This is a genomic window from Faecalimonas sp. (assembly GCA_029264305.1).
Taxonomy (GTDB): Bacteria; Bacillota; Clostridia; order Lachnospirales; family Lachnospiraceae; genus Faecalimonas.
In genome coordinates, this window is sequence record JARICA010000008.1 from 181,046 (window position 1) to 195,433 (window position 14,388).

Annotated in this window: 13 protein-coding genes; 11 read left to right on the forward strand and 2 right to left on the reverse strand. The window is 34.3% G+C overall.

Going from position 1 to position 14,388, the window contains the following annotated elements; genetic code table 11:
• Positions 1-14 precede the first annotated feature (14 nt).
• From rpoC to ACY2U7_RS01530, 3 genes are read left to right on the forward strand one after another with little or no spacing between them, the layout of a single operon-like run.
• Entirely contained in the window at positions 15-3,680 is a 3,666-nt protein-coding gene (gene rpoC / locus ACY2U7_RS01520; RefSeq protein WP_461812211.1) for a DNA-directed RNA polymerase subunit beta', read from the forward strand.
• A 49-nt stretch (positions 3,681-3,729) separates the two neighbouring features.
• Complete coding sequence (locus ACY2U7_RS01525) at positions 3,730-5,070, forward strand: uracil-xanthine permease family protein (RefSeq protein WP_461812212.1); 1,341 nt, start codon at positions 3,730-3,732, stop codon at positions 5,068-5,070.
• Positions 5,071-5,088: 18 nt separating this feature from the next.
• Positions 5,089-5,751, forward strand: a complete 663-nt coding sequence (locus ACY2U7_RS01530) for a YoaK family protein (protein ID WP_461812213.1) — start codon at positions 5,089-5,091, stop codon at positions 5,749-5,751.
• 36 nt (positions 5,752-5,787) lie between these two features.
• On the opposite strand, the gene ACY2U7_RS01535 is transcribed toward ACY2U7_RS01530, so the two are convergent.
• Both ACY2U7_RS01535 and ACY2U7_RS01540 read right to left on the reverse strand, forming a co-directional pair.
• Positions 5,788-6,348, reverse strand: coding sequence for a hypothetical protein (locus ACY2U7_RS01535; protein WP_461815730.1), 561 nt, complete (start codon positions 6,346-6,348; stop codon positions 5,788-5,790).
• 97 nt (positions 6,349-6,445) lie between these two features.
• Entirely contained in the window at positions 6,446-6,811 is a 366-nt protein-coding gene (locus ACY2U7_RS01540) for a metal-dependent transcriptional regulator (RefSeq protein ID WP_461812634.1), read from the reverse strand.
• A gap of 199 nt (positions 6,812-7,010) precedes the next feature.
• Between ACY2U7_RS01540 and ACY2U7_RS01545 the strand changes: the two genes are divergently transcribed.
• From ACY2U7_RS01545 to ACY2U7_RS01580, 8 genes are all read left to right on the forward strand, one after another.
• Positions 7,011-7,847 (forward strand): DegV family protein, encoded by an 837-nt coding sequence (locus ACY2U7_RS01545; RefSeq protein WP_461812635.1) that lies wholly within the window; start codon positions 7,011-7,013, stop codon positions 7,845-7,847.
• A 130-nt stretch (positions 7,848-7,977) separates the two neighbouring features.
• Complete coding sequence (locus tag ACY2U7_RS01550) at positions 7,978-8,181, forward strand: hypothetical protein (protein WP_461812636.1); 204 nt, start codon at positions 7,978-7,980, stop codon at positions 8,179-8,181.
• Entirely contained in the window at positions 8,171-9,910 is a 1,740-nt protein-coding gene (locus tag ACY2U7_RS01555; protein WP_461815731.1) for an ABC transporter ATP-binding protein/permease, read from the forward strand. Before ACY2U7_RS01550 ends, ACY2U7_RS01555 begins: the two co-directional genes overlap by 11 nt.
• Positions 9,903-11,537, forward strand: coding sequence for an amino acid ABC transporter ATP-binding/permease protein (locus tag ACY2U7_RS01560; protein WP_461815732.1), 1,635 nt, complete (start codon positions 9,903-9,905; stop codon positions 11,535-11,537). Before ACY2U7_RS01555 ends, ACY2U7_RS01560 begins: the two co-directional genes overlap by 8 nt.
• Before the next feature lie 55 nt (positions 11,538-11,592).
• Positions 11,593-12,072: a hypothetical protein gene (locus ACY2U7_RS01565; protein WP_461812639.1), complete on the forward strand. Its 480-nt coding sequence runs from the start codon at positions 11,593-11,595 to the stop codon at positions 12,070-12,072.
• Positions 12,073-12,245: 173 nt separating this feature from the next.
• Positions 12,246-12,839, forward strand: coding sequence for a DUF3793 family protein (locus tag ACY2U7_RS01570; protein ID WP_461812640.1), 594 nt, complete (start codon positions 12,246-12,248; stop codon positions 12,837-12,839).
• Between the two features lie 9 nt (positions 12,840-12,848).
• The gene (locus ACY2U7_RS01575; RefSeq protein WP_461809927.1) at positions 12,849-13,133 is read left to right on the forward strand and encodes a DUF2325 domain-containing protein; all 285 of its coding nucleotides are present in this window, start codon (positions 12,849-12,851) and stop codon (positions 13,131-13,133) included.
• A 112-nt stretch (positions 13,134-13,245) separates the two neighbouring features.
• Positions 13,246-14,331, forward strand: coding sequence for a M24 family metallopeptidase (locus ACY2U7_RS01580; protein ID WP_461812641.1), 1,086 nt, complete (start codon positions 13,246-13,248; stop codon positions 14,329-14,331).
• Positions 14,332-14,388: the final 57 nt, after the last annotated feature.

The window sequence follows — 14,388 nt, forward strand, 5'->3', positions numbered from 1 at the left end:
AAGGGAGTGCCTATATGTCAGCAACAAATAATGAAGCAACATACCAGCCAATGACTTTTGATGCTATTAAGATTGGTTTGGCATCACCTGAAAAGATTTTAGAATGGTCAAGAGGTGAAGTAACAAAACCGGAAACAATTAACTATAGAACATTGAAACCGGAAAAGGACGGTCTTTTCTGCGAAAGAATTTTCGGACCAAGCAAGGACTGGGAATGCCATTGTGGAAAATATAAGAAAATCCGTTATAAAGGGGTTGTCTGCGACCGTTGTGGAGTAGAAGTAACAAAAGCAAGTGTTAGACGTGAGCGCATGGGGCATATTGCCCTTGCTGCTCCAGTATCACATATTTGGTACTTTAAAGGAATTCCAAGCCGTATGGGCTTAATTCTTGATATTTCTCCAAGAACATTGGAAAAGGTATTGTACTTCGCATCTTACATTGTATTAGATAAAGGTGAGACAGATTTACAGTATAAACAGGTATTATCAGAACAAGAATATCAGGAAGCAAGAGAAAAATGGGGAAGCGCTTTCCGTGTAGGAATGGGTGCGGAATCTATCCAGGAATTGTTACAAGATATTGATTTAGATAAAGAGTATAATGAATTGCAAGGTGGATTAAAAGGAGCAACAGGACAGAAACGAGCAAGAATCGTTAAACGTTTAGAAGTTGTTGAGGCATTCCGTGAATCAGGAAACAAACCGGAATGGATGATCTTGAATGCAATTCCAGTACTTCCACCTGATTTACGTCCGATGGTACAGTTAGATGGTGGACGTTTTGCAACATCTGACTTAAATGATTTGTACAGAAGAATTATTAATAGAAATAACCGTTTAAGAAGACTTCTTGAGTTAGGTGCTCCAGACATTATCGTTCGTAATGAAAAGAGAATGCTTCAAGAAGCTGTAGATGCTTTAATTGATAACGGACGCCGAGGACGTCCAGTAACTGGACCGGGAAATCGTCCATTGAAATCTTTGTCAGATATGTTAAAAGGTAAATCAGGACGTTTCCGTCAAAACTTACTTGGAAAACGTGTCGATTATTCAGGACGTTCGGTTATCGTAGTAGGACCAGAACTTAAAATTTATCAGTGTGGTCTTCCAAAAGAAATGGCTATTGAGTTATTCAAACCTTTTGTAATGAAAGAACTTGTAGCCAACGGAACAGCACACAATATTAAAAATGCTAAGAAAATGGTTGAAAGACTTCAGACAGAAGTTTGGGATGTGTTAGAAGATGTTATTAAAGAACATCCGGTTATGTTAAACCGTGCCCCTACTCTTCATAGACTTGGTATTCAGGCATTTGAACCAATACTTGTAGAAGGTAAGGCGATTAAACTTCATCCACTTGTGTGTACAGCGTTTAATGCCGATTTTGATGGTGACCAGATGGCTGTGCATCTTCCATTATCAGTAGAAGCACAAGCAGAATGCCGTTTCTTACTTTTATCTCCAAACAACCTTTTGAAACCTTCAGATGGTGGTCCGGTAGCTGTTCCTTCACAGGATATGGTACTTGGTATTTATTACTTAACGCAGGAAAGACCAGGAGTAAAAGGGGAAGGTAAATTCTTTAAGAGTTTAAATGAAGCAATTTTAGCATATGAAAATGAAGTAATTACACTTCATTCAAGAATAACAATTCGTGTAACAAAAACACTTCCAGATGGAAGAACAATGAGTGGAAATGTAGAATCTACATTAGGACGTTTCTTATTCAATGAAATTATTCCACAGGATTTAGGCTTTGTTGACAGAAGTATTCCTGGAAATGAACTTCTTCTTGAAGTAGACTTCCTTGTAGGAAAGAAACAGAACAAACAGATTCTTGAAAAAGTTATTAACACACATGGTGCAACAGTTACAGCAGAAGTGTTAGATAGAATCAAGGCGACAGGATACAAATATTCTACAAGAGCGGCAATGACTGTATCTATTTCAGAAATGACTGTGCCACCACAGAAACCTGAAATGATTCAACAGGCTCAAGATACTGTAGATAGAATTACAAAGAACTTTAAACGTGGTTTGATTACAGAAGAAGAACGTTATAAAGAAGTTGTAGAAACATGGAAAAACACTGATGATGCTTTGACAAAAGCACTGTTAGATGGTTTGGATAAATACAACAACATCTTTATGATGGCTGACTCAGGAGCCCGTGGTTCTGATAAACAGATTAAACAGTTAGCTGGTATGCGTGGTTTGATGGCTGATACAACAGGTCGTACAATCGAACTTCCTATCAAATCAAACTTCCGTGAAGGTCTTGACGTATTGGAATACTTTATGTCAGCCCATGGTGCAAGAAAAGGTCTTTCTGATACTGCTCTTCGTACAGCCGATTCAGGATACTTAACAAGACGTCTTGTTGATGTATCTCAAGATTTAATTATCCGTGAAATCGATTGTGTGGAAAAAGGTGCAGCAATTCCAGGTATGTATGTAAAAGCATTCATGGATGGAAATGAAGAAATTGAAAGCTTGCAAGAACGTATTACAGGACGTTATGTATGTGAAACAATTTATGATAAAGATGGAAATATTATTGTAAAAGCAAACCATATGGTTACACCAAAACGTGCAGAAAATGTAATGAAATATGGTGTAAGTAAAGATGGTGGACCAATTACAGAAGTAAAAATTCGTACTATTTTAACTTGTAAATCACACATCGGTGTTTGTGCAAAATGTTATGGAGCAAACATGGCAACAGGAGAACCAGTTCAAGTTGGAGAAGCTGTTGGTATTATTGCCGCACAGTCTATCGGAGAACCTGGTACACAGTTGACTATGCGTACATTCCATACAGGTGGTGTAGCCGGTGGAGATATTACACAGGGTCTTCCTCGTGTCGAAGAACTTTTTGAAGCAAGAAAACCAAAAGGACTTGCAATTATTACAGAATTTGGTGGAACTGCTACAATTAATGATACAAAGAAAAAACGTGAGATTATCGTTACAAATAATGAAACAGGCGAATCAAAAGCATATTTAATTCCATATGGTTCTAGAATTAAAATTCAGGACGGAGCAGTACTTGGGGCTGGAGATGAACTTACAGAAGGTAGTGTAAATCCTCATGACATTTTGAAGATTAAAGGATTACGTGCTGTACAGGATTACATGATTCAAGAAGTACAACGTGTATATCGTCTTCAGGGTGTAGAAATCAATGATAAACATATCGAAGTTGTTGTACGTCAGATGTTGAAGAAAATCCGTATTGAAGAAAACGGAGATTCAGAATTCTTGCCGGGAACAATGGTAGATGTACTTGATTTTGAAGATGTGAATGAACAATTAATTGCAGAAGGAAAAGAGCCAGCAACAGGAGAACCAGTTATGCTTGGTATTACAAAAGCTTCCCTTGCAACAAATTCATTCTTGTCAGCAGCTTCTTTCCAAGAAACAACAAAAGTTCTTACAGAAGCAGCAATCAAAGGTAAAGTTGATCCATTGATTGGTTTAAAAGAAAATGTTATCATCGGTAAACTAATTCCAGCAGGTACAGGTATGAGAAAATATCGTGATGTAACGTTGGACACAGGAAAAAAACCAGAAGATGAAGTTGAGTTGCTTGAAGAAGACTTTGAAGATTTCGATCTAGTGGAAAACATGGAAGAAGTGGAAGAGTCATTAGAAGAACTCGAAACAATAGAGGAATAAAAAACAGAGCCAAGTGATTCACTTGGCTCTTTTTACAAGGAGGAAATAGATGAAAGAACAACAGAAAAAAGAAGTCTGTGTGGAAAATATTTATAAACTGGACGGGAGAGTTCCTGTATCAAAAGCGATTCCATTCGGTTTACAACATATTTTGGCTATGTTTGTGGCAAACCTGACTCCAATTATTCTGATTGCAGCTGCATCGGGAGTAAGTGCAAAACAACAGGCAATTTTATTACAAAACGCTATGTTTATGGCAGGAATTGCAACATTAATTCAGTTATATCCGCTTGGGCGTATAGGGGCAAGACTTCCTATTGTAATGGGAGTAAGTTTTACGTTTGTTACGTTACTATCTTATATAGGTACACAATATGGATATGCAACTGTGGTTGGTTCGGTTATTGTAGGGGGAATTTTAGAAGGTGTATTGGGACTTTTAGCGAAGTACTGGCGAAAAATTATTACACCACTTGTTGCCGGAATTGTTGTAACAACGATAGGATACTCGCTTTTATCAGTAGGAGTTCGTTCTTTTGGTGGTGGTTATACAAAAGAGTTTGGCTCTGCAAAAAATCTTCTCATTGGGACAGTTACATTATTTGCTTGTCTTTTATTTAATATCATTGCAAAATCCTTTTGGAAACAATTGTCTGTACTATTTGGACTTGTTGTAGGATATCTCTTATCCCTTGCACTTGGTGTTGTGGATTTGTCGAAGATTTTTGACGGGGGATTTATTGCGATTCCAAGACTTCTTCCAGTTACACCAGAGTTTAATATAAATGCAATTATAGCGGTGTTCATTATTTTTATGGTTTCTGCTGCGGAAACCATTGGAGATACATCAGCAGTTGTAGCTACTGGACTTGGTAGAGAGGTAACAGAAAAGGAAATTTCAGGTTCTCTTGCTTGTGATGGTTTCCTAAGTTCGATTACAGGACTGTTTGGATGCCCTCCGATTACATCTTTCAGTCAAAATGTTGGACTTGTTGCGATGACAAAAGTTGTTAATAGATTTACTATTATGATGGGGGCAATTTGTATGATCTTGGCAGGATTTTTTCCACCAATTGCAAATTTCTTTTCATCTCTTCCAGAATCTGTTTTAGGTGGATGTACGATTATGATGTTTGGTACAATTATGGTAAGTGGTGTGCAGATGCTTGCAAGAGCAGGATTTTCTCAAAGAAATGTTATTATCACTGCAATTTCATTGGCTATCGGAATTGGTTTTACAACAGCAAGTGAAGCAGATATCTGGAGAATTTTTCCTCAGATGGTAAGAGATATTTTTGGAGGAAACTGTGTGGCAATCGTATTTGTTGTTTCTATTTTGTTAAGCCTTTTACTTCCAAAGGACATGGAGGTAGAGAAACTAGGACAGTAATAAGAAGGAAGTGTAAAAATGAAAAAACAGATGTCGGAATCAATCAGACTTGGAGTGGTGCTTGCCATTGCTGGAGGTTTTATGGATGCTTATTCTTATATGTGTAGAGGAAAAGTATTCGCAAATGCGCAGACGGGGAATATTTTGTTACTTGGTATTCATCTGTCAGAACAAAATTGGAGTGTTGCTTTAAGGTATACTGTTCCAATAATAGCGTTTGCAGTGGGAATTGCTCTTTCTGATTTGATACGACTTAAATTAAAAGAAAAAAGTCTTTTACATTGGCGACAGATTTCTATTTTAATTGAGGCGGTTGTGTTAGCAGGAGTATGTTTTCTCCCGCAGAAGTATAATCTTTGGGCGAATAGTATGACTTCCTTTGCCTGTGGTATACAGGTTGAAAGTTTTCGCAAAATTCACGGAAATGGAATTGCAACAACAATGTGTATTGGCAACTTACGGAGTGCAACACAAAATATGTGTGAATATTGGCATACGAAAGAAAAGAAAAAATTGAAAAAAGGGTTTCTCTACTACGGTGTAATTCTATGTTTTGTACTTGGAGCAATATTAGGAAATGTGTTTGTTGAAGTATTACGGGAAAAGGCAATAATGATATGTTCAGGAATTTTGTTTATTGGATTTATTATGATGTTCGTAGATTGGGAGAAAAGTAGATAGAAAAACTGTCGGAGTGATGTCCGACAGTTTTTTTAACTATTTCCATTTGTTTTTCGTAAGCCATTCGTTGACTTGCTCTAAGTTGTTAGGAAAGACTGAAAATGTTTTTGCAAAATCTTTGGTTGATTTTTCGGAAAATGCGAAAAGTACGGTTTCAGAATTTCCTGTAGTATCAATAGAGTGTAATTCTTTTGCGGGAATACCCAGCAAAAAGTTTTTAAGATTTCCAGTAAATGTGACAAGAGTAGACGGAGAAGAAGTAGTATCTTCGATAGAAATATATTTCCTTTTAAGATTATGGCTATAAAAGTCAGTAGTATATATCTCTTTTTGTGCATGTGAAACAGTTATTTTACCTTGTATAAAGGTTTCTTTATTGTGAAAAGGATATGTTCCTATTTCAAAATCAATAGTTGCTGTTACAGGTAAATGTTCTTGATTTTTATCTGTTAGCAAAAAGCCGTATAGGGTATGTGATTTCTTTTCGATCTTTGGAGTTTTAAAGGAATGATACACAAATTGCGCAACACATAAAACTATAATAATTAAAAGGATAGAAAAGAAAATGATAATAAATTTTTTAAAGGTTTTTTTCATATGTATCCCCCTTTTCCTATTGTTGCGAATCTAACTTAATTGTTAAATTTCCTACTTTATGTGATATAGGATAAAAAAGGAACATTAAGTTCCTTTTTTAATGTACGTGTTGTTTAATTGCCTCAAAACTTTCTTTGCTGATAACGTGTTCAATCTTACAAGCATCTTCAGATGCGATTTCTTCTGACACCCCTAGTCTAACAAGCCAATCTGTAAGAAATCTGTGTCGTTCGTAAATCATTTCAGCTATTTCCCTTCCAGTATCTGTAAGATAAATAAAACCTGCATCAGTCACAGTGATGTGATTTTTCTCCCGAAGATTTTTCATTGCTACACTTACACTGGATTTCTTAAATCCAAGTTCATTTGCTATATCTACAGAACGGACAACAGGAAGGGTTTTACTTAACACTAATATCGTTTCTAGATAGTTTTCAGCAGATTCATTAATTGCTGTTTTCATAAATAAAATTCTCCTTTGCCTATAAAAATATAATTAAATTTATTTGTTTCAGTATATCATATTAGGGTGGAAAATACAAATCGAATACATTTTGAATAGGAAAGATTGTAAAGTTTATAAATCTTTAATTGCTTTTTTTTCTCAATATGATATATTTATTCGTTGTTATACGGATAGACGGTTGTAGGAGGATAAGAATATGATGATTATTACGGACTCGGCTTCGGATATTACATTACAAGAAGCGCAGGAGATGGATATTGAAATAGTATCTCTGAAAATCAAATTTTCAGATGGAGATTTTATACAAGAGAAAGAAGAAGATTTTTCTAGATTTTTTGAAAAATTGGAAGAGGAAGAAGAATTACCTGTAACAAGTCAACCATCACCGGAACATTTTTTAAAGTTATATCAAAAAGCTAAAGAAAATGATGAGGATGTATTAGTCATTACCCTTTCTAGTGGATTGAGTGGAACAGTAAATGCAGCAAATTTGGCAAAACAAATAAGCGAGTATGATAAAATATGGATTGTAGATTCTGAACAAGCAATTATTACACAACGTTTTCTAGTACAAAGAGCAGTAGATATGCGAGCAGAAGGAAAATCTGTTGAAGAGATTGTTTCCTGTCTTGAAGATTTAAAAAAACGTGTGATTGTTTCTGGAATGTTGGATACATTAACATATTTGAAAAAGGGAGGAAGAATTCCTGCGCCTTTGGCAGTTTTAGGAAATATGCTTCAAATCAAGCCGATTATTCAATTGAAAGATAAAGTTTTAGTTTTACTAGGGAAAGCTAGAGGAAGAAATGGCGGAAAGAAAGGTCTTTGGAAAGAGTTTGAGGCATATGAGATAGACGAGAATGAGCCAGTATATTTTGGATATACATCTAATGCGGAATTTGGGAAAGAATTTATGGAAGAAACTGTAGAAAAGTATGGAATTAAACAATATGCAATGTATCCAGTTGGTGGTATTATTGGTACACATGTTGGACCATCTTGCATTGCAATTAGTTTTGTGAAAAAGAAATAAAGAATATGAGAAAAGCCGGTATAAATTTGTTATGCAGGCTTTTTCTTTATGTTGACAACATATCTCCTTTTTCATATACTTTTAAATGAGAATGATTATCATTGCTTAATTGAATAGAAGGAGAAAAGAAGTGAGAAATAGTAAGAAAATTGATATAGTACTGATTGTAATTATTATACTTATGACAGTAAGTGGATTTTTAATTCCAGTATTAAAGTCATGGGTGTGGATAAGTGCAGTTCATAAAATATCTGCAGTGCTATTTTGTGTTTTCTGTATGATGCATATTTTGCAGTATAAAAGAGGAAGGAGAGAAAAGAAAAATGTTTCATAAAAGATTACTTTCAGAATTTAAAGATACAAAGAAAAAGGTTGTACAAATGGTTTTTAGCCAGTGGGTTATGCTGTTGGCAAATATTATTTTTCTATTTACTATAGCAGGGTTTATAGAAACGATGGTTTCAGGTGTAGATTTAAAGGAAAAGGGGATAAGATTACTTGTTGTACTTGGAATAGTAATTCTTGTTAGAAGTGTGATGTCACTTTGGAACACAAGATTATCTTTTCAAGCTTCAAAAGAAGTAAAGAAAAAGTTGAGAACGATGGTATATGAGAAATTGATGCGCATGGGAAATCAATATAAAAAGTATTTTCAAACATCAGAAATCGTTCAAATAAGTACAGAGGGTGTAGAACAATTAGAAATTTATTTTGGAAAATATGTTCCACAATTTTTCTATAGTATGCTTGCTCCAATTACATTGTTTGTTGTTGTTGGAACGATGAGCATAAAAGTAGCAATCGTACTTCTTGTTTGTGTTCCTTTGATTCCACTTTCTATTGTAGCAGTTCAAAAATTTGCAAAAAAAATGTTGGCAAAATATTGGGGAACCTATACAGAGATGGGGGATTCCTTTTTGGAATGTCTGCAAGGACTTGCCACATTAAAGATTTATGAAGCGGATGGACGCTATGCAAAAAAAATGGATGAAGAAGCAGAAAAATTTAGAAAAGTGACAATGCGCGTTCTTATTATGCAATTAAATTCTATTAGCATCATGGATTTGATTGCATACGGAGGTGCAGGTGTTGGAATGATTTTGAGTGTGCTTGAATATCGTGGAGGAAATGTTTCCTTGGCAGAGTGCTTCTTCATGATTATGGTTTCAGCAGAATTTTTCTTACCACTTAGACTTCTTGGATCCTTTTTCCATATTGCAATGAATGGAAATGCAGCAGCAGATAAAATTTTTAAATTGGTTGATTTAACAGAAGATGAAAAGGAAGATCAGATAGAAGAAGTTTTGGGAGATGAAATTACATTTAAGGGAGTAGATTTTTCTTATGATGAAGAAAAACAGATATTATCTTCTATAGACTTGCAGGCGGGACATGGGTTGACAGCATTAGTTGGTGAATCTGGCTGTGGAAAAAGTACGATTACTTCTATTATAATGGGGGATTATTTAGCTGATCATGGAGAAGTTATGATAGATGGAATAAATCTACAAAGAATTTCTCCGAAAGTACTTCGAGAAAAAGTGACAAGAATTCGGCATGATAGTTATTTGTTTGCGGGAACAATTCGCGAAAATCTTCTGATGGGTAAAGAAGATGCAACAGAAGAAGAAATGAGAAAAGCTTTAGAAAAAGTACATTTATTAGAGTTTGTCGAAAAAAGTGGTGGTTTAGAGTATGTTTTACAAGAGAAAGCTTCAAACTTATCCGGTGGACAAAAGCAAAGACTTGCTCTTGCGAGAGCAATCTTACACAATAGTGCGATTTATATTTTTGATGAAGCCACGTCGAATGTAGACGTGGAAAGTGAAAATCAAATTATGGAAGTAGTAAGAGAGTTGGCAAAAACGAAAACTGTACTCCTAATTTCTCATAGATTAGCAAATGTAATATCGGCAGATCAAATTTATGTACAAAAAGATGGGAAAATTGTAGAAAAAGGAAAACATGAAGAACTTTGTGAAGAAAAAGGATATTACTATAAAATCTTTAAACAGCAAAGTGAGTTAGAAAAATTTGGGAAGGGGGCAGTTTCCTATGAATAAATCAAGAAATGGAAGACAAGTAATGTTTGGATTGATTGGAATGATACGTCCATTGATCACTGTAATGCTTGTTGCGATTTTTATGGGATGTATTGGAAATCTTATGGCGATTTTCATTACAGTACTTGGCGGAATGGGAATAGGGAATGTTTTAGGTGTAGATACAACAATGTCCTTAACAACTATTTTTGTTTTAGCAATTGTTTGTGCTGTATTGCGAGGAATATTGCGTTATGCTGAACAAGCAAGCAATCACTATATTGCTTTTAAATTATTGGCAAGTATTCGACATCAAATTTTTTCGGCACTTCGTAAATTAGCTCCTGCAAAATTAGATGGGAAAGAAAAAGGAAATTTAATTTCTATTATCACAAGCGATATAGAATTATTAGAAGTATTTTATGCACATACAATTTCACCTATTGTCATCGCAATATTAACTTCTATTGTTATGGTTCTTTTCATCGGTCAATATCATTGGATTTTAGGAGCAATTGCATTATTCTTTTACATTGTAATTGGAGCAATTATCCCGATTATCAATAGTAAAGCAGGGCAAAAATATGGTCAGAAATACCGCAAATTATATGGAAATTTAAATACAACAGTTTTAGATAATTTATATGGGTTAGATGAAATTTTACAGTATGGGAAAGAAAAAGAACGTGAAGACAAAATGGATAGATTTACTGATGAACTAGAATCAGTAAACGAGAAGTTAAAGCAGCAGGAAGGGCGTCAGAGAGTAGCCACAGACATAGTTATTTTGATGGCGGGTGTTGTTATGCTTCTTGCAAGTACTGCACTTGTTCCAGTAGGAGAAACGATTATCTGTACAATTGCGATGATGAGTTCTTTTGGACCTACAGGCGCATTATCAGCATTGTCAAATAATTTAAATCAAACACTTGCAAGTGGAAATCGTGTATTAAATCTCTTAGAAGAAGAGCCGGTTGTAGAAGAAGTGGAAAGCAATATATCTGTTCCTAATGGGGAATTACAACTTTCAAATGTGACATTTGCGTATCCAAATGCAGAAAAAAATATTTTGGAGAAATTTTCGTTACAAATCAAGGAAAATACAATACATGGAATTTTAGGTGAAAGTGGTTGTGGGAAATCAACAATTTTAAAATTACTTATGCGTTTTTATGAAACGAAAGAAGGTCAGGTATTGTATGGAAATCAAGATGTAAATGGAATTGATACAAGACAATTGCGTAAACAGATTTCTTATGTAACGCAGGAAACATTTTTATTTGAAGATACTATTGAAAATAACATTAAGATAGCAAAAGCAGATGCGACACGAGAAGAAGTTATTGAAGCAGCAAAGAAAGCATCTATCCATGAATTTATTCTTTCACTTCCACTTGGATATGACACAAAACTTGCAGAATTAGGAGATTCGGTTTCGGGTGGGGAAAGACAGCGCATTGGAATTGCGAGAGCATTTTTACATGATGCTCCAATTATTCTTCTAGACGAACCAACAAGCAATATTGATAGTTTAAATGAAGGTATTATTTTAAAGACCTTGTTGGAAGAAAAAGAAAATAAAACAATTATACTTGTATCCCACAGAAAGTCTACAATGTCCATTGCAGATAAAGTAAGTAAAATGTAAAAGAGTATAATTATTCCACAAAATAAATTCTGATTTCCAAAAAGGAGGTTATTTGATGAAGAAAAAATTTTTTCTCTACCTACTTTGTTTATTAAGTATCTGTTTGGTGGGGTGTAGCCAAGGAAAAACTGCAAAAAGTACGGACAATCTCAAAAAAGTACTACAAGAATTGTTTCAACCTATTAGTAATGAAGAATACCAGAAGCTTAATGATGCTTCTTCAACTCCTAGTTGGATAGAAGAAAAATTCAAAGGATTAATGACAAAAGATGCTTACGATACCCTTTTGGAGACCGGAACGTATCAAATGATGCTTCTATCTTATGAAAATGGTTGTAATATGAAAATAGAGGAAATCAAAATAGATGAAAAGAAAGATTATCATGAGTTTAATGTAAAACTTCAGGTAAACTATGAAAATGGAAATAGTGAGAAGCTTGAAGCAAATGGAACGGCACAATTTGATGATAATGGACAGGTTCGTTATTTTACTTTCAATAATATGGATAAAATTATCGAAATGTTGAAAAAGTAAAAAGTAACAAAAGAGGGCATGAACTTAATTAGAGTTCATGTCTTTTTTTGTGATGTAATATACGGTTTTTCGGTCATAATAAATAAAAAAATGGTTATTTTGTCTTGACGTGATGAATTTAATTAGTTAAAATGAATCTTAATTAGATAAAACTAACTAACAGGAGGAAAAGAATGAGCAGGGAAATATTTGAAATTGTAAGGGAAATGGATTTAAAAAATATAGAAACACAATTAGCTTTGCAGTGCGCCCCACTGATTACCGGATTGAAAATTTCTAATCTGCTCATTGTCTCGTTGGAAAATGAGAGACAAGTTAGAGAAATAATAGGAAAGAGTGGTCTTTCGTATTATAAAATGTTACAAACTGAAAAAAAAGTAACATACCTCCTTTTTAGGCGTAAACAGTTGGAAGAATTTCTTTGTCGAAAAGAAATTAGGCAATTTTTTCAACAAGAAGGATATAGTGTATTTGAGTTTGGAAAGATTTTAAAAACATTTCAAATGCGATATGCAACTTATATGAAAGAAGGTGGAGTGTTTCCGCATGAAATGGGATTGCTTTTAGGGTATCCTTTAGAAGATGTAAAAGGGTTTATGGAGAATGAAGGGAGATGTTTTCTTTATGCTGGTTATTGGAAAGTATATGAAAATATGACAGAAAAATTAAAATTATTCCATAAATTTGAAGTGGCAAAGGAAACATTGATTTTTCTTGTTTACAATGGTGTTCATATGGAAGAAATTATGACAAGTTACGTAGGATAGGAGGATAATATGAGTGTAGTTATTGTTGGAGGACATGATCGAATGGTTGGGCAGTATAAGAAACTTTGTAAATCATATAATTGTAAGGCGAAAGTTTTTACGCAAATGACGGCGAACTTAAGTGAACAAATTGGAAGTCCAGATTTGGTAATTCTATTTACAAATACGGTTTCACATAAAATGGTACGTTGTGCAGTTACAGAGGCACAAAAATGTAATGCAAATATTGTGCGATGTCATACAAGTAGTAAAAATGCATTAAATGAGATTTTACAAAACGAGTGTGTTTCGTAGAAATTTACGAAAGAAAAGTAATCATTGCTTTATTGACACACTATAGAAATGATACTATAATTAAATTATAGTGCAAAAGGAAAGCACAATAAAACAGAGGAGGCATTACATAATGGATGCAGGAAAAGTAAGTAGAATTTTAAAAGCGATGGAAGAGCAGGGAATGCCACAGATGATTATTTCTGATCCTCCAAGTATTTATTATTTAACAGGAAAATGGATTCATCCAGGTGAAAGACTTTTAGCTCTTTACCTAAATGTGAATGGAGATCACAAATTAGTTATCAATAAATTGTTCCCACAGGAAAAGGATCTTGGCGTAGATTTAGTTTGGTACGATGATATTGAAGACGGAGTAGAAATCTTAAGCAGATTTGTAGAAAAAGACAAACCAATCGGTATTGATAAAGTTTGGCCAGCAAAATTCTTATTAAGATTACAGGAATTAGGTGCAGGAAGTGAATTCCGCAATGGTTCTATGATTGTTGACTATGTAAGAATGATCAAAGATGAAAAAGAACAGCAGTTAATGCGTGAAGCATCAGCAGCAAATGATAAAATTATGGAAGAATTAGTTCCACTAGTTGTTAAAGGATACACAGAAAAAGAATTAGATGCTATTGTTCGTGAAAAATATGCACAATCAGGACATTCAGGTGTTTCTTTTGACCCAATTACTGCATATGGTAAATCAGGTGCTGATCCACACCACGTAACAGATGATACAAAAGGAAAACGTGGAGACTCAGTTGTACTTGATATCGGTGGTATTTTAAATGATTATTGTTCAGATATGACAAGAACAGTATTTATTGGTGAAGTATCAGATAGAGCAAGAGAAGTATATGAAGTAGTTAAAGAAGCGCAAGCAAGAGGTATTGCAGCATCTAAACCTGGTAACAGAATGTGTGATGTAGACTTAGCTTGTAGAAATTATATTGAAGAAAAAGGTTTCGGACAGTATTTTACACATAGAACAGGTCATTCTATTGGTATGGAAGATCACGAATACGGAGATGTTTCTTCTGTAAATGAAGATATCATTAAAGTTGGACAGTGCTTCTCTATTGAACCAGGTATTTATTTACCAGATGAGGGAATCGGTGTTCGTATCGAAGACCTTGTAATCATCACAGAAGATGGTTGTGAAGTATTAAATAACTTTACAAAAGATTTAATTGTAGTTCCAGAAGAATAGGAATTTTTTAGAAAATAAAAAACACGTCTTGTTGAAAAGGATAACTTTTAACAAGGC